Consider the following 17,696-nt stretch of genomic DNA (forward strand, 5'->3'; position numbering starts at 1 on the left):
TCACGTCTCCCTGTCCGCTGCCAGGCCGCGCTTTACGAAGTCCATATGGGCGGCAAAGAGCTTTTCGGGATCGAGGATCGGCAGCTCGCCGAAGGTCTGGCGGCCGATGGAGTTCATCAGCAGGGGGAAGACGATGCTCTGCGCGGCCGCATGCGGATCGCAGGGCCGGAATTCTCCCTTCTTTATCCCCGCCTCGATGATGCGTGTCATCATGCCCAGCCCTTTCAGAACGACGTGGTCGCGGTGATAGTCGCGGATGTCTTCGAAATTCCCGGCTTCGGCGATGACCGTCTTCACGATGGCGCGCAGTTCCGGTGTCTGGGCGGCTTCGTAAAGCTGGCGCAGCACGAGTTCGAGAAGCTGCGCATAGCTGCCTTGATACTCGTCGAGAAACGCCTCGATGCGTTCCACCCGCGCCTCGGCGAATTCGCGCACGGTGGAGACGAAGAGGTCCTGCTTGTTCTTGAAGTAGAGATAGATGGTCGCCTTGCTCACCCCGGCGGCGTCGGCAATGTCTTCCAGCCGGGTGGCGGCGAAGCCCTTGCGGGCGAACAGTTTGAGGCCGGCCCGCATGATTTCGCCCGGGCGCTCTTCGGCGCGGCGCTGCCAGCGGGGTTCGTCGGCGGGGAGGGAGGTCTGTTCGGCGCTCATCGTCTGGATCCGTATATAACTGACCAGTCAGTTATATACTACTTACGGGAACATCCGTCAATCTCTCCGCACCGGCGGGCGTCAGTCGGTTTTGTCGGTGGAATCTGGCGTCGGGCCGGCTTGGTCGAGCTTCTTGCCGTCGAGCGTGCGTCCGGCTTTTTTCAGTTTTTCGCGGGCTGCCTTCTTCTCCGCGCCGGACCGTCCGAAGCGTATGCGGTTGGCTTCGGCCTGTTCCTTCCGGGCTTTTCTTTCGTCGCGTTGCCTGGCGGCGCGGGCCAATTTTCGGGCCGCCGAAAAATTAACTACGTTTGGGTCCTTTTCAGACATGGTTTTCCCGATATAACCCGTGGAGCATGCATCCAACCTCGTCGGCAGGGTCGAGCTTAAGCTCGGACGGGGAGTTTGTGAAAGTTCAGTCGGCCGGGGGTGGCCGTCAGGTGAGAATGACAAGCGTCGCCGAGCAAGCGATGCCGCGGGGGCTGGAGTGCGTCCTTGAACCAGATACTCACTTATATCGCCGGCGTACTGGTCGTGTTGCTGATTGCGCTGCTTGTCGGCCCCAGCCTGGTGGACTGGAAAGACTTCCGGGCCGAGTTCGAGCGGCAGGCATCGCGCATCACCGGCCATGACGTGACCATCGAGGGCGATATCGGGTTCCGCATCCTGCCCGCGCCCAGGCTGTCGCTGGGGCGCGTCACCATTGCCAATGCGCCGGGGGCCGAGGCGCCGGCGCTGATGCGCATGGAGCAGATGGACGGCGAACTGGCGCTGGCGCCGCTTCTCTCGGGCGATATCGAGGTCACCCGCATCAATATCGTAAAGCCGCGGGTCAATCTCGAAGTGGCGCCCGATGGCGTCCCCAACTGGAAAGACTTCGTGGAAGGCGCCGCCGCCTCGGAAGAGGGCGCCTTCTCCCTGTCATCGACCAGCCTTAAAGGCGCGAGCTTCAGCGGCGGCTCGGTCACCTATGTCAATCGCACCAATGGCCGGACATGGGAAGCGAGCAACCTCGGGGGGACCGTCAGCGCGCAGGCGCTGGTCGGGCCGATGCGCGCCGATGTGACCTTCGTCTCGCAGGGCATGCCGATGTCGGCGAATGTCGTGCTCGGTAATTTCGGTGGTTCGAAGGCTTTTCCCGTTACGCTGGAACTCGGTTTCCCGGCCTCGCAGGCGGCATTCAAGTTCAGCGGTATCGCGACGGAATTTTCCGCAGCCGCGCGTCTCGACGGCAAGGCGTCGCTGCGTCTCGGCACTGCGCAAGCCGGGAAGGCGAGCCCGGTCAGCCTGCAGGCGGGCATGGTGGCGCGCAGCAGTTCGGTCACGCTGCGCGACATGGTGTTGTCGAGCGGCGGAACCTCGCTCAAGGGCAGGGGACAGCTCGACCTGACGGGAGAACGCCCGGCATTCGAGATCACGCTTGGCGGCGGCGCTTTCCGGGGCGACCGTCTCGCCGCGATCCTGCTTGCCGGCCGCGCATCCGGCAGCATCGGAGACGAGGCGTCCGGCACAGATGGCGCTGCGGCGCCTTTCGCCCTGCTGAACCGTTTGCCGCATCCGGCGGGGATCGACGGTGCCCTCGATATTTCGGCAGGGGAGTTGCTGCTTGGCGATTCCGTATTCGCGGACGCAAAGGCCGAACTCGCTCTGGACCATGGCACGTGGCGGATCGGCCGACTGAGCGCCGAGGCGCCCGGACTGACCGACATCCGTATCGGCGGCCTGCTGACGGCGCCCGCAGAAGCGAACGCCGTGCCCGCTTTCGACGGGGAATTCTCGCTTGCAAGCCGTGATCTTGAAGGCTTCACGACGTGGCTTCGCAGGGCCGGCACGGATGGCTCGCCGGGCACGTCCGAAACGGCGGATGCGCCGGAAAGCCCGTCGCCGCCCATATCTTTCAGTGTAACGGGCGGGCTTGCCCTGACGCCTTCGAGCCTGAGCGTCAAAGACCTCAAGGCCGGTTACTCGGCCGACACGGCGCAGCCGGAAGTGGTCGGCGATATGTCATATGTCGTGGCATCGCGGCCCCGGCTTTCGGCCGAACTGGAGGCATCGTCCTTCGACCTGGATCCGCTGCTCGCCATGCTGCCGAAGGATGAGGCAAAAACGCTTCCCTTCTTCAGAACGCATGATGTGGCGCTGCAATTCACGGCGGACGAACTGACCGTGGCCGGCGAAACGGCAAAGAACATCTCCGCCGACGGGACGCTGGAAAACAGGCGCCTGACGGTCAAGGGCCTGGCCATCGGCGATCTGAAGGGGGGCGCCATCGGTTTTTCCGGTCGTCTCGACGGGCTGACCACGGGCCGGCGCGAGGATATTCGCGGCACCTTTTCCGGCAGCGTCAAGGCGGCACGCTTCGGCGCGCTTCTCGATATGGCGGGATACGATGTGCACCGCTTCCGGGGCGATGTCGATACGACATTCGAGGGGACGACCGGCGAGGCGGATGACAGCGACCGGCGCGTGGATGCGCTTACCATGCGCGGCATGGTGAGCGGCGCGCGCGTGGACGGCCTCCTCAAACGTCATCATGGTGATGGCGGCAAGCTGGACGAAGTCGAAATCATTGCCAATGCCGCGCATCCGGACGCGCGCGAATTGTTGCGCCAGTTCGGTCTGGAGCCCGCCGATACGCTGGAAGGAAGCGGTGCCGCGTCCATCCGGATGGATGGGGTAGGCGGCAATTACGAAACCTCCTTGCGGGCCCATATCGGCGATGCTTCCTTCACCGCGGAGGGAGAGACAAGAGATCCCTTCAGCAAGCTGCATTTCGACGGCAAGGTGACCCTGTCGGCCGGACGTGCAGACACGGTGACCTCGGCCTTCGGCGCAACCGGGGCCTTGTCGGACTGGATGCTCGCCCAGATGCAGGGGGCGGGCTTCGTCGGATCGACCGGGCTGGAATGGGACAAGACGCATCTGGTCCTTACCGATCTCGAGACGGTGGCGGGGAATTTCCGTCTGTCGGGCAAAATGACCTACACCGCGCCCGCCGAGGACAGGCCGGCCGATATTTCCGGCGAGATCGAGACCAACCGGCTCGACGTCACGCCGCTGGCGGGTCTTGCCGGGGGGGCGGACAGCGCGACGGGAAGCGTCTGGTCCGCGCAGGCGATCGACTGGCGAATACTGCATGCCCTGACGGGCGATATCGAGCTCAAGTCCGGCCTGGTGACGCTTGGACCGCTGGCGATGAAGGATGCGGAGGGAGAGCTCGGCATTGCGGATGGCGTGATGAGCGTCTCGCCACTGGTCGGCGAGATCGCGGGCGGGCGAGCTTCGATGAATGCGCGGTTCCACGCAGGCGGCGGGGAGCAGGGCGTGTCGGAAAACCGGATCGAATTTACCGGCCTCGTGGAGGAGGCCGATCTTGCCCGTCTTTCCGGACAGGCCTTCGGGGCATCGCCCGGCACGGGGCGGGCGACCGTCAATCTGCATATCGAAGCAAAGGGATTGAGCTGGCTTTCGCTGGTCGGGTCGGCAAGCGGCGAGGGCCGGGTCGCGCTGGAGGAGGTCGCGCTGCATCCGCTGGATGTGAACGGGTTCGGCGATGCGCTTGCGCGGCTTGAAGATATCGAGGGCTTCGACGACGCGGTGAAGAACGTGCTGCTCGCGGGGAAAACCCCGGCCGGGGATATTGCCGGCCCGCTGGCGCTCGAAGATGGCGTCCTGTTTTTCAAGGATGAAGATGTGGCGCTGCGGGGCGGCAAGGGGAAACTCGCCGCGTTTTACGATCTGTCGCGGCTCGGCGCGGATGCGGAACTGACAGTGACGAGCGACCGTCCCGCGGACAGTCCGTCCTATGCGGTGAATGCGGCGGGGCCCCATGGCGGGATCGCCGTTTCCACGAACACGGCGCGGCTCGAGAGCCATGTCGCGTCGCTCATTCTGGCGCGGCAGGCGGAAAAGCTCGGTGTCGATTTACCCGCCGACATCCGCAACATGATGGAGCCGCAATCCCCGACGGATGGGGAGGGGGCTGCGAATGACAATGGGGAAGCCGGTAGGGGCGATGCGCCCATGCCGGTGGCGCGGCCCTCGCACTGATTTTTGCGGGTTACTCCGTCGCGCAGGCGTCGCGATTGCGGAAATTCTCGAACACATAGATACGCACGGCGCTGGAGAGATTCCCCTCTCCGCCGCGTTCGGCGTCGATCCGGCGCACCAGTTCGTTGACGGAGATTTTCTGCGAGCAGGCAAGTTCCTTCAATCCGTCCCAGAAGGGCGGCTCGATGGAGATGCTGGTGCGGTGGCCCGCAATCGTGACGGATCGCTTGATCTCGCCTTGCATGATGCCTCTCCGGCGATGCCGTGGCCTCATCCTTCGAGACGGCCTGTCGGCCTCCTCAGGATGAGGATGGCTTCAGAGTTGCTTCCTCACCCTGAGGAGCGGGCGTAAGCCCGCGTCTCGAAGGGTGAGGCAGGTATTCCGAATGAGCGTCAGTTCGGGGAAATCATCTTCTCCGGACGGACATATTCGTCGAACTCTTCATTCGTCACATAGCCGCCGCCGACGGCTTCGTCGCGCAGCGTGGTGCCGTTCTTGTGCGCAGTCTTGGCGATCTTGGCCGCGTTGTCATAGCCGATCTTCGGTGCGAGCGCTGTCACCAGCATGAGCGAGCGTTCCAGGCCCTGCTTGATGTTTTCCTCGCGCGCCTCGATGCCGACGACGCAATTGTCGGTGAAGGAGATCGCGGCGTCGGAGAGCAGCTTCACCGATTGCAGGAAGTTGTAGGCCATCATCGGGTTGTAGACATTGAGCTCGAACTGGCCCTGGCTGCCGGCAAAGGAGAGCGCGGCGTTGTTGCCGTGCACATGGGCGCAGACCTGCGTCATCGCCTCGCACTGGGTCGGGTTCACCTTGCCCGGCATGATGGAGGAGCCGGGTTCGTTCTCGGGCAGCGACAATTCGCCGAGGCCCGCGCGCGGGCCGGAGCCGAGATAGCGGATGTCGTTGGCGATCTTGAAGCAGGCCATCGCCGCGGAGGTGATCGCGCCATGCGCGAAGACCATGGCGTCATGGGCGGCCAGCACTTCGAACTTGTTGGGCGCGGTCACGAAGGGCAGGTCGGTAATGCCGGCGACCTTTTCGGCGACCTTTTCGGCAAAGCCCACAGGGGCGTTGAGGCCGGTGCCCACGGCGGTGCCGCCCTGGGCGAGCTGGCAGAGACCGGGGAGCGTGAGCTTGATGCGCTCGATGGCCGATTTCACCTGTTCGGTATAACCGGAGAACTCCTGGCCGAGCGTCAGCGGCGTCGCATCCTGCGTGTGGGTGCGGCCGATCTTGATGATGTGGTCGAATTCCTTCTGCTTGGCCTCCAGCGCCGTCGCCAGATGCTCGAGCGCGGGCAGCAGGGAATGCGTCGCTTCCTCGGCGCAGGCGATGTGCATGGCCGTCGGATAGGTGTCGTTCGACGACTGCGACATGTTCACATGGTCGTTCGGATGCACGGGCTTCTTGGAGCCCTTCTCGCCGCCCAGCATTTCGATGGCGCGGTTCGAGATCACCTCGTTCGAGTTCATGTTGGATTGGGTGCCGGAGCCGGTCTGCCAGACGACCAGCGGGAAATGATCGTTCAGCTTGCCGTCGATCACCTCCTGCGCGGCGGCGACGATGGTCTTGCCGAGTTCGGGGTCGAGGCGGCCGAGTTCCATATTCGCCTCGGCGCATGCGCGCTTCACGATGCCGAGGGCGCGAACGACCGAAAGGGGCTGTTTTTCCCAGCCGATCTTGAAATTGCCGAGCGAGCGCTGGGCCTGGGCCCCCCAATATTTGCTGTCGTCGACTTCAATCGGGCCGAAAGTATCGGTTTCGGTGCGGGTCTTGGTCATTGGCTCGGGTCCTCGCGCTCACGAAAAATGGATGGCCGCTGATTTATCACGCGGGGAGGAGGGGGCCAAGAGAGGGGCTCGGGGGCCCCGCAAGCGCTAGTCGGGCGTTGCGTCGTCCCCGTCCTGCGGCGTGACGGGCAGCCCGGTCGGCAGGCCGTCCATGCTCGTCAGGTTCTTTTGCCGCCAATAGGCCGCGATGCCGTTCTCGCCCTGTTTGATCGCCCAGTTGGTGAGCGAGGGCCGTTCTCCCTTGTAGTCATGGAGCGGTACGCCATAACCGCAGGAGGTCTGCACGAGGTCGATATCGAGCAGGACGATCTGGCGCGCACCGGGCGGCTCGTCGCCATTGAAGGCGGAGGCCAGCAGCTCTGCATATTCCGGCGATCCGCGATGCAGCACCTTGCCCCGGCCATAGAGGCGCAGGATCAGGGGCGGGCCGTCGAAGGCGCAGAACATGACGGTCAGCCGTCCGTCCGCCTTCAGATGGGCGGAGGTCTCGTTGCCGCTGCCCGTCCGGTCCATGTAGCAGATATGGGTTTCATCCAGCACGCGCAGCGCATCGAGGCCCTTGGGCGAGAGATTGACGCGCGAGTCGCCCGTCGCGGAAGCCGTGAAGAAGATGTGCTGCCGCTCGATGAAGCCCCGCTGGTCGGGCTCGATATGGGGAAATTGCATGGCCATGGAGAAAGCCTAGCGCCGCGGGGCGGGGGCTTCCAGCGGGATCGCCGCCCGTCTGCGCAAAGCGTTTTGCGTCAACGGGCGTCATTCCGGGCGGTGTCGCTCGGGGGCGTCTGCGAGCCTGCCTATTTCTTCCGGAAGGCGTCGAGGCTCACCACTTCGCCGGTGGCCTCTTCCTCGGGCTCGGCGTTCCGGTCCTCCGCCAGCGGTTCTTCCATGCTGCGGGACGCCTCGGCGGTGGCGGGCTGTTCGCCGGCTTCCGGCGCGTCCTCGTTCCCGGGGGCGCCTTCCACGTTGAATTGCAGGCCGAACTGGACGCTGGGGTCGAAGAACCCCTGCACGGCGCTATAGGGCACGACGAGGCGTTCGGGCACCTTGTTGAAGGTCAGGTCGACCGAGAAATGGTCGTCCAGCACTTCGAGATTCCAGAACTGATGCTGGAGGACGATCGTGATCTCTTCCGGGTACTGGCTGCGCAGCCGCTCGGAGATTTCGACGCCCGGCGCGCCCGTCCGGAAGGAGATGTAGAAGTGATGTTCGCCCGGCAGACCCTCGTCGCGCGCGATCCTGAGCGCTTTTCGGATCACCCCGCGCAAGGCTTCCTGCGCCAGCAGATCGTATCGCATCTGATCTTCGGACAAGTCACTTCCCCTGAGTTTGCTTTCGCGCGCAGCCGACTCGCCGCGCGACAGAAATGTTTCAGCGATTCAAGCAGCCTTATCGCACAACGTCCAGCCGATGCGGAGGGATTGGCGGGCAGGCGCCGCAGAACGCGCGGAGGGTGTGTCGTAACGGACAGTATTTCGTTCCGCAACGGTACTGACTACGGGCGGTTCCGCTGAAATGCCGACAGATATGAAAGTGGAGGCTTCTGTTGCCAGGTGCCTCCGAACCCCGCCTTACCTTGCTACAGGCAAGGACTTAAAAGAGGTTGTCGCACCGCTTACGCAGCGAGACGTGCCTCAGCATAGTTGTCGTTGGCAACTATTGAATCGGCCCGATAACGGCGGAACCATGCCGAGCGGAAGAGAAGTCTTTACGCCCTCGTCGATCCTGTTTCGCCCCCGGAATGTGCCGGCGAACCGGCAACACGCTCCTGCCTTCGCAGGGAAATCTGGTGGAGGCGCCGGGTACTGCCCCCGGGTCCGATGGGTTTATTACACAACCAGTTTACCGCCATAGTCGGAACAAGCCCGACAAGTGGAATATAGGGCCAAAGGCGGCGCTTTTAAAGAGATATGACAGGCGGTCATGCGCCGTCCTTCAGGGGTTCCGCGGGTTTCGGCGGGAGGTTTTCCCGCATGAAACGGATGATGTTGCCGCCCATCACCTTGGCGATCTCGTTCCGGGTGAAGCCGGCTTCCATCATTTCGCGCGTGAGGACGGCGAGTTCCGAGACGTCGAAAGTCGTGCCCACCGCGCCGTCGAAGTCGGAGCCTAGCGCCACATGGTCTTCGCCCAGAAGGTCGATGGCATAGCGGATCGCCTTCACCACGCCCGCGGGGCTTGCATCGCAGACGGCGCCTTTCCAGTAACCGATGCCGACGAGCCCGCCCGCTGCGGCCACCTTCTTCATCAGCGCATCGGAGATGTTACGCGGGCTGTCGCAGGCGCCCCTGACGCCGGTATGGGAGATGACCACCGGGCGGGCGGCGGCCGCCAGTACGTCGGTCACGATGGCGGGCGAGGCATGGGCAAGGTCCACGATCATGCGGCGTTCTTCCATGGCTCGCAGGACCTCGCGCCCGAAATCGGTCAGGCCGCCATCGTTCTTGCCATGGAGCGAGCCGCCCAGCTCATTGTCGAAAAAGTGCTGCAGGCCGATCATGCGATAGCCGGCGCGGTAGAAATCCTCGATATGGGCGATATCGCCTTCCAGCGGATGCGCGCCTTCCATGGCAAGGAGGCCGCCCACCACCTCCCGGCCTTGCGCGCGGGCGGCGAGAACGGCTTCGAGGTCTTCGCGCCAGCGGACGATCGCCAGCCGGCCTTCCGAGCGGCGCTCGGCATCCTCGAATTTTCCGGCCTGGTAGACAGCGCGTTCGTAAAGGCTCGTCCAGGCGCGGGCGGGCCAGCGCTGTGCCACCGAGAGGGGAGAAATGACATCCGAGCCTGCGTCGTTTTCTTCGTAGTTCTGGCCCATCGGCACCTTGGTGACGACGGAGAAGACCTGGAGCGCGACATTGCCGTCGATGAGGCGGGGCAGGTCCACATGGCCGTCATCGGCGCGGTCCAGCGGATCGCGTATCCACAGCAGCGTGTCGGCATGGAGGTCGGCGACGGTCAGCCCCTGATGCAGCCGCGTAATCTCCTGCGGAATGTCATAGGGCTCGTGATTGGCGACGCGATTGATCCTCCCGTCGAGAAAATAGGGCAGGAGGAAGAAGCCGCCGGCGAGGAGAACGACCAGCGCCGCGAGGCCGCCGATGAGGAAGCGTTTCAGTTTCATGACGTATTTTGTCCCTCCGGGTCGGCGGTCCCCCTTGAAATCATTGGGTTTTCCACCGCTTCAAGTCACTTTTGTCTGCTGGCGTGTGAGCGGGCGTCACGCTACAATTGCCGCCTATCGATTGGCTGAAATCGATGCGCTGCGTCAAGTCTTCCGGACCGGGGTCCGAGGCGGGACGGGCGGGGGGTACAGATGGCGCGCGAACTCACCGGCGGCAACCGGCTTCATACCACGAGACGGGTCTTTCTGACGGGACTGCTGGCCAGTGCTGCGGCGGGCTGCGCTTCCGCGCCCAAATCCACCGTTCAATGGGTCGATCCCGCGACGTTGCGCGCCCGCCGTCTCATCCGCGCGGCGGAAGCGCAGGTCGGCGTCACCACGACCTATGACGGTTCCTACCGGAAGATCGGTTTTCCGGGCGGCGACGTGCCGATGGACAAGGGCGTCTGCACCGATGTGGTGATCCGCGCCTATCGCGCGGCCTTCGGGCTCGATCTCCAGCGCCTCATTCACGAGGACATGGAAGCGCATTTCGACGCCTACCCGAATCTGCCGAAATGGGGCCTGAGCGCACCCGATCCCAATATCGACCATCGCCGCGTGCTCAATATGCGCACCTTCTTCCAGCGCTATGCGCAGGAACTGCCGATTTCTCCGCGCCCCCTGGACTACCGGCCCGGCGACATCATTACCCAGTCGGACGGGCAGACCTTCAACCATGTGGCGATCGTCACCGACAAGCTGTGCTGGAGCGGCAAGCGCTACGAGCTTGTCCATAATATCTCGCGCGGGACGCAGGTGAACGACATGCTGTTCGCCTATCCCATCAACGGGCATTTCCGCTTTCTGCCGCCGCCGGAAGCGACCGATATGCCGGTCGCGGCGCTCAAATCCTATATGAACCGCGCCCGGGCCTGAGCCTTTCCGAACGACTCGCCCGAATCTCTCCTTTGCGGCTAAACTCGGCTGAAACCGAGGATACCGCCATGCAGCAATATCTGGACCTGATGCGCCTTGTGAAAGAGCAGGGCGTGACCAAGACCGACCGGACGGGGACGGGGACGAAAAGCATTTTCGGCCATCAGATGCGCTTCGACCTGTCGGAAGGCTTTCCGCTCGTCACCACCAAGAAGCTGCATCTGAAGTCGATCGTCCATGAGCTTCTCTGGTTCATCGCGGGCGACACCAATATCGAATACCTCAAGAAGAACGGGGTTTCGATCTGGGATGAATGGGCGGACGAGAACGGCGATCTCGGCCCCGTCTACGGTCATCAATGGCGTTCATGGCCGACGCCCGATGGCGGCAAGATCGATCAGCTTAAAAACCTGCTGGATCAGATCGCGACCAATCCGGATTCGCGCCGTCTCATCGTTTCCGCGTGGAACGTGGCCGATGTGGACAGCATGGCGCTGCCGCCCTGCCATTGCCTGTTCCAGTTCTATGTCGCCGACGGCAAGCTCTCCTGCCAGCTTTACCAGCGTTCGGCGGACATCTTTCTCGGTGTGCCCTTCAACATCGCGTCCTATGCGCTCATGACCATGATGGTCGCGCAGGTGACGGGGCTCGAGGCGGGCGATTTCGTGCACACCTTTGGCGATGCGCATCTCTATCTCAATCATATGGAGCAAGCCGAGCGTCAGCTCGCGCGCGATCCGCGCCCGCTGCCGCGGATGAAGCTCAATCCGGATGTGACGAGCCTGTTCGATTTCACCTATGACGATTTCGAGCTGGTCGGTTACGACCCGCATCCGCATATCTCCGCGCCGGTCGCGGTATGAACGATGCCCGGCTGGGGCCGCAAGCTGGGGTTGGCCTTGCTGACGGTCGCAACGCTCGCGCTCGCTGCCTTTGCCCTGTTCCTCATTCTCGAAAACATGCGCCCGCTCAATCCGGAGCGGTTCCGCGACCGGGTTTATTCGGCGCTGCCGGTCGCTGACACGAAAGACCTTGCCTGATGACCAAACTCGCACTTGTTGTGGCCATAGCCGAAAACGGCGTGATCGGACGCGGCAACGGCATGCCCTGGCGGCTTTCGGGCGACATGGCCTTCTTCAAGCGCGTCACCATGGGCAAGCCGGTCGTGATGGGCCGCAAGACGTGGGAGTCGCTGCCGCGAAAACCGCTGCCGGGACGGCCCAACATCGTGGTGACGCGCGATGAGAGCTACAAGGCGGCAGGCGCGGACGTCTTTACCGATGTGGCGGAAGCGGTTGCCCACGGGATCGATCTCGCGCGAGAGAGCGGCGCGGAGGAAGTCGCCGTGATCGGCGGCGCGCAGATCTATGCGGAAACCATCGACGCCTGCGACCGGCTCTATATCACCGAAGTGCATGCCACACCGGAAGGCGACACGCATTTTCCGGATTTCGACCGGAGCGCATGGCGCGAGGTCTCGCGCGAGCGGCACGAGGCTGGCGAGAAGGACAGCGCCGCCTATTCCTTCGTGACGCTCGAAAGATAAGAAAGATCGGGGGAGAACGATGACTTCAAGTGACATGCAGATGGCAACGTCGCTGCAATATGTGACGTTTCCCTCGTTGCACGAGACGCCGCTCGATATCGCGGCGCGTATGTCCACGCCGACTGTCGGGGGAAAGAAGCCTGCCGTCATCATCCTGCACGGCTCTGCCGGTCCTTCCATGCGGGAGACCGGTTACGCCGATGTGCTCAATGCCGCGGGTATCGTGACGCTGGAGCCCGATCTCTGGTCGGCGCGCGGCATCGGCGGCGGGTCGGAAGGGCGCCCCAAAACGGTGGTTGAAACGCTGCCCGATGTTTACGGCGCACGCGCCTTTCTCGCGGCTCATCCGGAAGTCGACGGAACCCGTATCGGTGTCATGGGCTTTTCCTTCGGCGGTGTCGCTTCCATGCTGGTTGCCACCCATGCGCAGAACGACCGCTTTCTGAAGGATGCGCATTTCAAGGCGATGATGCCTGTCTATCCGGTTGCCTCCGCCTATAACCGCGTGCCCGGCTTCGAGTTCGGCGATCTCGTCGACGCGCCGGTCATGATGGTGACGGGCGAACTCGACGAGTATGACGACGACCCGGAAGCCGGGCCCAAGCTCGTCGCCTCCCTGGACCCGGCGGATGCGGCGAAGGTCAAGGTACATGTGATGAAGGGCGCGCATCATTGCTTCGACATGCCGGGGGCGAATGTGGTCGTGACCGACCCGGTATCCCATCGTGGTGCGGGCGGGGAGGTGCACATGCTTTTCAATGACGAGGCCATGGAGACCGCGCACAAACTGGCCGTCGATTTCTTTTCGGACGCTTTGTGAGTTTCAGGCCGTTCGGCGCTTGAGTGTCGATGACCCTGTTGTCAGAATGCGCCCTCCCCAAAACCGAGGTGATGTGATGGATGTAAAAGCGGCAGTGGCGTTCGAAGCCGGCAAACCCCTTGAAATCGAAACGGTACAGCTTGAAGGCCCGAAAGAGGGCGAGGTGCTGGTCGAGATCAAGGCGACGGGCATCTGTCACACGGATGCCTTCACGCTTTCGGGCGCGGACCCGGAAGGCCAGTTCCCCGCCATTCTCGGTCACGAGGGCGCAGGCGTGGTGGTCGATGTCGGCCCGGGCGTGAAGTCGCTCAAGAAGGGCGATCACGTCATTCCGCTTTACACGCCGGAATGCCGCGAGTGCAAAAGCTGCACGAGCCACAAGACCAATCTCTGCACCTCCATCCGCGCGACGCAGGGCAAGGGCGTGATGCCCGACGGCACGAGCCGCTTTTCCTACAAGGGCAAGCCCGTCCTGCATTACATGGGCTGTTCCACCTTCTCCAATTACACGGTGCTGCCCGAAATCGCGCTCGCCAAGGTGCGCGAGGACGCCCCTTTCGACAAGATCTGCTATATCGGCTGCGGCGTGACCACGGGCGTGGGCGCGGTCGTTTTCACCGCCAAGGTGGAGCCCGGCGCGAATGTCGTGGTGTTCGGTCTCGGCGGCATCGGTCTCAATGTCATTCAGGGTGCGCGTATCGCAGGCGCGGACAAGATTATCGGCGTCGATCTCAACCCGGCGCGCGAAGAGATGGCGCGCAAATTCGGCATGACGCATTTCGTCAATCCGAAGGAGGTCGATGGCGATCTCGTCGCGCATCTCGTCGAACTCACCGATGGCGGCGCGGATTACAGCTTCGAATGCATCGGCAATGTGGATGTGATGCGCCAGGCGCTGGAATGCTGCCATCGCGGCTGGGGCGAGAGCATCATCATCGGCGTCGCCGGCGCCGGGCAGGAAATTTCCACGCGTCCGTTCCAGCTCGTCACGGGCCGCGTGTGGAAGGGCACCGCTTTCGGCGGTGCGCGCGGGCGCACCGATGTGCCCAAGATCGTGGACTGGTACATGGACGGCAAGATCGATATCGACAGCCTCATCACCCACACCATGCCGCTCGAAGACATCAACAAGGCGTTCGATCTGATGCATGAGGGGAAATCGATCCGCTCCGTCGTCGTCTATTGAGGTCGTAAATGAGTATCGAAATTCTGGAAGAGCATCGCTGTTTCGACGGCGTACTGAAGATCTGCCGCCATGCGTCTCAGGCGACAGGCACCGATATGCGCTTTTCCGCTTACGTGCCGGATGGCGACGGGCCTTTTCCCGTCGTCACCTGGCTCTCGGGTCTCACCTGCACGGAAGAGAACTTCACCACCAAGGCCGGGGCCTATGGCGCGGCGAGTGCGTTGAAGCTCATCGTCATCGCGCCGGATACGAGCCCGCGGGGCGAGGGCGTCGCCAATGACGAGGCTTACGATCTCGGGCAGGGCGCAGGCTTCTATATCGATGCGACGGAAGCGCCCTGGGTGCCGCATTTCAGAATGCAGAGCTACATCACCGAAGACCTGCACGCCGTCGTCGCGGCGAATTTCCCGGCGGACATGTCGCGTCACGGCATCATGGGGCATTCCATGGGCGGGCACGGCGCGCTGACGCTCGCGCTGAAACGGCCCGACCTCTACAGCTCCGTTTCCGCCTTCGCGCCTATCGTCTCGCCGACGCGCTGCCCATGGGGCGAGAAGGCGTTCACCGCCTATCTCGGTGCCGACCGCGAGGCATGGAAAGCGCATGATGCCTGCCTGCTCATCGAAGGCGGCGCGGCGAAGGGCCATTACGACGACATCCTCGTCGATCAGGGGCTCGGCGATAATTTCCTCGAAAAGGAACTGAAGCCGGAACTTCTGGAAGAGGCCTGTGCCGCCGCGGGGCAGGGGCTTACGCTGCGGCGCCAGCCGGGGCATGACCATTCCTACTACTTCATCCAGTCCTTCATCGCCGATCACCTGGCCTTTCATGGCGAAAGACTGAAAAAATGAGCGAGGTGTATGACGTCGTGATCGTCGGGGCGGGGGCCGCGGGCCTCTCCGCCGCGCGGCAGGCGCGCGAGACGGGGCTGAGCTTCAAGGTGTTCGAGGCGAAGAACCGGATCGGCGGGCGGACCTTCACCGATACGACGAGCCTCGGCATGACATGGGATCGGGGCGCTCACTGGCTGCATTCGGCCGACGTCAATCCGCTGACGAAGATCGCGGACGAACTCGGTCATCCTTATCACCGGCAGGAAGGCAGCTTCTATCGACATCTCTTTCTGGGTCGGAAGGCGGGCAAGCCGGTCTGGGCCGATGAGGAAACCTACGAGGCCTATCGGGCGGAGTTCGAGTCGGCCTATGACGTCGCGCATGTTCAGGGCGAGGCGGGGGAGGACATTCCGGTTTCCCGGACGCTCGATCCCGATACGCGCTTCAATCGCATCACGCGCCATCTTTTTCAGGCGATTTGCGGTGCGGATCCGGAAGATTTGTGTGCCGTCGATTTCGCCCGCTACTCGGACACGGAAAAGAACTGGCCGCTGGAGCGCGGTTATGGCGCGCTGATCGCCGCTCTCTTCGCCGACATTCCCGTCACGCTTTCCTGTCCCGTGCGGCGTATCGATATGACGGACGCTCATGTAAAGGTCGCGACCGATGACGGCGTGGTGGAGGCAAAGTCCGTTATCGTGACGGTCTCCACGAATGTGCTTGCTTCCGGCGCGATCCGTTTCCTGCCGCAATTGCCCGCCTCCCTGCAGGAGGCGCTAGACGGCGTGCCGACCGGCCATGCGAACAAGGTGGCTTTTGCCTTCAGGCGCGACATATTCGGCCTGCCGGAAAAATCCCATGCGCTGGCGATCGACGAAAGGAAACCGGCACGCTCTGCGCTGTCCTTCCAGATCCGCCCCTTCGGGCAGAATATGGCCATCGCCTATTATGGCGGGTCGGAGGCGGCCGATCTTGAGCGAGCGGGACGCGACGTCATGATCGCCCATGCGCGCGGCATGTTGGGGGACATGTTCGGCACCGGTATTTTCAAGGAGATGAGCGGCGTGGAGGCGACCGCGTGGACGACCGATCCGCATATGCTGGGCGCCTATTCCTATGGCAAGCCCGGCAAGGCCGACATGCGGGCGCGTCTTTCGGAGCCCGTGGGCGACCGGCTGTTCCTTGCGGGCGAGGCGGTGCCGCTCGACTGGTACTCGACCGTCCACGGCGCCTATGAAAGCGGGATCTCCGCGGCGCAAAAAGCCGCGCATTGTCTGGGACGGGGCGTTGCGGGAGAGGCGTCGGCCTGAGAAGATACCCTCATCAAAATCAATAATTCGCCATGGGGAGGATCAAATGGCAGAGATGAAACTGATCGCGGACGGCCTGAAATTTCCGGAAGGCCCGATTGCAATGCCCGACGGCAGCATCGTGCTCGTGGAAATCGCGGCGGGCCGTCTCACCCGCATTACGCCGGAGGGCAAGAAAGAGACGATCGCGGAACCGGGCGGCGGGCCGAACGGCGCGGCCATCGGGCCGGACGGGGCCTGCTATGTCTGCAACAATGGCGGCTTCGACTGGCACGATCAGGACGGTTTGCTGATCCCGGGCGACATTGCGACGGATTATTCGGGCGGGCGCATCGAGCGGATCGACCTCGAAACCGGCAAGGTCGATGTTCTTTATACGGAAGTAAATGGCGAGCCGCTCAAGGGGCCGAACGACATCGTGTTCGACAAGTCGGGCGGGTTCTGGTTTACCGATCTCGGCAAGGGCCGCGGTCGCGTGCAGGATCGCGGCGGCCTCTATTATGCGAAGATCGACGGCTCCATGGTGAAGGAAGTCGTCTTCCCGATCACCAGCCCGAACGGCGTCGGCCTGTCGCCGGACGAGAAGACGGTTTTCGTGGCCGATACGATCCCCGGCCGTCTCTGGGCCTTCGACGTGACGGGCGAGGGCGAGGTCGCGCCGAGCCAGGGGCCGCTCAATGGCCGTTTCGTCGGATCGCCGGCCGGGCTCAACTTCTTCGATTCGCTGGCGGTGGATGCGGACGGCAATGTCTGCGTCGCGACGATCTTCAATTCCGGCATCACCATTTTCGCGCCGGACGGATCGAGCATCCGTCATTTCCCGACCGACGATCTCATCACCACCAATATCTGTTTCGGCGGCAAGGATCTGAAGACGGCCTATATCACGCTGTCGACCACGGGCCGTCTGGTGTCGACGGAATGGGAACGTCCCGGCCTCCCGCTCAACTTCCTCAACAAGTAGGGCGCGGCGTGTGAATTAGCTGTTTCGGATACGGAACATTCATTCCGGCCTTCCGTTAACCATGTCAGGATGCCCGCGCCCGAGGAGGGGTACCCCCCGAAAAAGGGGCGGGCATTCAACATGTCAGGGAGGAGAAACATGCGCCTGATTTTCAGCGCGGCCATTGCATTGCTCATGCTCACGGGCGGGGCCTATGCCGCCGACGCGTTTGCGAGTTTCTACGGCAACACCGTGAAGATCACGGGCGAGGCCGGCAAACGCACGGTGATGATCAATGAAGACGGCACCTATTCGAGCACGCTGCCGGACGGTTCCACCATCACCGGCACATGGACCAACAAGGACGGAACAGCCTGCTTCAACCAGGACGGCAGCGATGCCGAGCCCTATTGCGTGGCTGCCGAACCTCGTGAGGTCGGCGAGACGTGGGAACTCACCGCGCCCGACGGCACCAAGGAAAAGGCAACGCTGGTGGCCGGCAACTGATCGGCATTCTTCGGAACGACAGG

General features: G+C 63.2%; 18 protein-coding genes and 1 other RNA gene. 11 read left to right on the top strand and 8 right to left on the bottom strand.

Annotation, left to right across the window (positions count from 1 at the left end; translation table 11 throughout):
* Both FHS78_RS06470 and FHS78_RS06475 read right to left on the bottom strand, forming a co-directional pair.
* The gene (locus FHS78_RS06470; RefSeq protein WP_167092047.1) at positions 1-651 is read right to left on the bottom strand and encodes a TetR/AcrR family transcriptional regulator; all 651 of its coding nucleotides are present in this window, start codon (positions 649-651) and stop codon (positions 1-3) included.
* 81 nt (positions 652-732) lie between these two features.
* Positions 733-978: a DUF4169 family protein gene (locus FHS78_RS06475; protein ID WP_167092050.1), complete on the bottom strand. Its 246-nt coding sequence runs from the start codon at positions 976-978 to the stop codon at positions 733-735.
* 165 nt (positions 979-1,143) lie between these two features.
* Here FHS78_RS06475 and FHS78_RS06480 point away from each other — a divergent pair, with 165 nt between their 5' ends.
* The gene (locus FHS78_RS06480) at positions 1,144-4,698 is read left to right on the top strand and encodes an AsmA family protein (protein WP_167092053.1); all 3,555 of its coding nucleotides are present in this window, start codon (positions 1,144-1,146) and stop codon (positions 4,696-4,698) included.
* 10 nt (positions 4,699-4,708) lie between these two features.
* On the opposite strand, the gene FHS78_RS06485 is transcribed toward FHS78_RS06480, so the two are convergent.
* From FHS78_RS06485 to FHS78_RS06510, 6 genes are all read right to left on the bottom strand, one after another.
* Positions 4,709-4,942, bottom strand: coding sequence for a ribbon-helix-helix domain-containing protein (locus tag FHS78_RS06485; protein ID WP_167092056.1), 234 nt, complete (start codon positions 4,940-4,942; stop codon positions 4,709-4,711).
* Positions 4,943-5,091: 149 nt separating this feature from the next.
* The gene (gene fumC, locus FHS78_RS06490) at positions 5,092-6,483 is read right to left on the bottom strand and encodes a class II fumarate hydratase (protein WP_167092059.1); all 1,392 of its coding nucleotides are present in this window, start codon (positions 6,481-6,483) and stop codon (positions 5,092-5,094) included.
* A gap of 96 nt (positions 6,484-6,579) precedes the next feature.
* On the bottom strand, positions 6,580-7,164 hold the full coding sequence (locus FHS78_RS06495; protein WP_167092061.1) for a pyridoxamine 5'-phosphate oxidase family protein: 585 nt from the start codon (positions 7,162-7,164) through the stop codon (positions 6,580-6,582).
* A gap of 122 nt (positions 7,165-7,286) precedes the next feature.
* Complete coding sequence (locus tag FHS78_RS06500) at positions 7,287-7,802, bottom strand: SspB family protein (protein ID WP_167092063.1); 516 nt, start codon at positions 7,800-7,802, stop codon at positions 7,287-7,289.
* A 219-nt stretch (positions 7,803-8,021) separates the two neighbouring features.
* Positions 8,022-8,398: a transfer-messenger RNA gene (gene ssrA / locus FHS78_RS06505) on the bottom strand.
* Positions 8,399-8,410: 12 nt separating this feature from the next.
* Entirely contained in the window at positions 8,411-9,610 is a 1,200-nt protein-coding gene (locus FHS78_RS06510) for a dipeptidase (RefSeq protein ID WP_246220374.1), read from the bottom strand.
* Between the two features lie 192 nt (positions 9,611-9,802).
* Here FHS78_RS06510 and FHS78_RS06515 point away from each other — a divergent pair, with 192 nt between their 5' ends.
* The 10 genes from FHS78_RS06515 to FHS78_RS06560 all read left to right on the top strand — a co-directional run bounded on the left by FHS78_RS06515 (position 9,803) and on the right by FHS78_RS06560 (position 17,673).
* Positions 9,803-10,528, top strand: coding sequence for a DUF1287 domain-containing protein (locus tag FHS78_RS06515; RefSeq protein ID WP_205305226.1), 726 nt, complete (start codon positions 9,803-9,805; stop codon positions 10,526-10,528).
* A 68-nt stretch (positions 10,529-10,596) separates the two neighbouring features.
* Positions 10,597-11,391, top strand: a complete 795-nt coding sequence (locus FHS78_RS06520; protein ID WP_167092066.1) for a thymidylate synthase — start codon at positions 10,597-10,599, stop codon at positions 11,389-11,391.
* A 3-nt stretch (positions 11,392-11,394) separates the two neighbouring features.
* On the top strand, positions 11,395-11,568 hold the full coding sequence (locus FHS78_RS06525; RefSeq protein ID WP_167092070.1) for a hypothetical protein: 174 nt from the start codon (positions 11,395-11,397) through the stop codon (positions 11,566-11,568).
* The gene (locus FHS78_RS06530; RefSeq protein WP_167092073.1) at positions 11,568-12,074 is read left to right on the top strand and encodes a dihydrofolate reductase; all 507 of its coding nucleotides are present in this window, start codon (positions 11,568-11,570) and stop codon (positions 12,072-12,074) included. The genes FHS78_RS06525 and FHS78_RS06530 overlap by 1 nt, the downstream gene beginning before the upstream one ends.
* Before the next feature lie 19 nt (positions 12,075-12,093).
* Positions 12,094-12,894 (top strand): dienelactone hydrolase family protein, encoded by an 801-nt coding sequence (locus FHS78_RS06535; protein WP_167092076.1) that lies wholly within the window; start codon positions 12,094-12,096, stop codon positions 12,892-12,894.
* Between the two features lie 76 nt (positions 12,895-12,970).
* Positions 12,971-14,080, top strand: a complete 1,110-nt coding sequence (locus FHS78_RS06540) for an S-(hydroxymethyl)glutathione dehydrogenase/class III alcohol dehydrogenase (protein WP_167092079.1) — start codon at positions 12,971-12,973, stop codon at positions 14,078-14,080.
* A gap of 8 nt (positions 14,081-14,088) precedes the next feature.
* Positions 14,089-14,931: an S-formylglutathione hydrolase gene (fghA, locus tag FHS78_RS06545; RefSeq protein ID WP_205305227.1), complete on the top strand. Its 843-nt coding sequence runs from the start codon at positions 14,089-14,091 to the stop codon at positions 14,929-14,931.
* On the top strand, positions 14,928-16,223 hold the full coding sequence (locus FHS78_RS06550; protein ID WP_167092082.1) for a flavin monoamine oxidase family protein: 1,296 nt from the start codon (positions 14,928-14,930) through the stop codon (positions 16,221-16,223). The genes fghA and FHS78_RS06550 overlap by 4 nt, the downstream gene beginning before the upstream one ends.
* Positions 16,224-16,269: 46 nt before the next feature.
* Entirely contained in the window at positions 16,270-17,187 is a 918-nt protein-coding gene (locus FHS78_RS06555; protein ID WP_167092085.1) for an SMP-30/gluconolactonase/LRE family protein, read from the top strand.
* Positions 17,188-17,325: 138 nt separating this feature from the next.
* Positions 17,326-17,673: a hypothetical protein gene (locus FHS78_RS06560; RefSeq protein ID WP_167092088.1), complete on the top strand. Its 348-nt coding sequence runs from the start codon at positions 17,326-17,328 to the stop codon at positions 17,671-17,673.
* Positions 17,674-17,696: the final 23 nt, after the last annotated feature.

Source organism: Parvibaculum indicum (genome assembly GCF_011762095.1).
GTDB classification, from domain to species: Bacteria; Pseudomonadota; Alphaproteobacteria; order Parvibaculales; family Parvibaculaceae; genus Parvibaculum; species Parvibaculum indicum.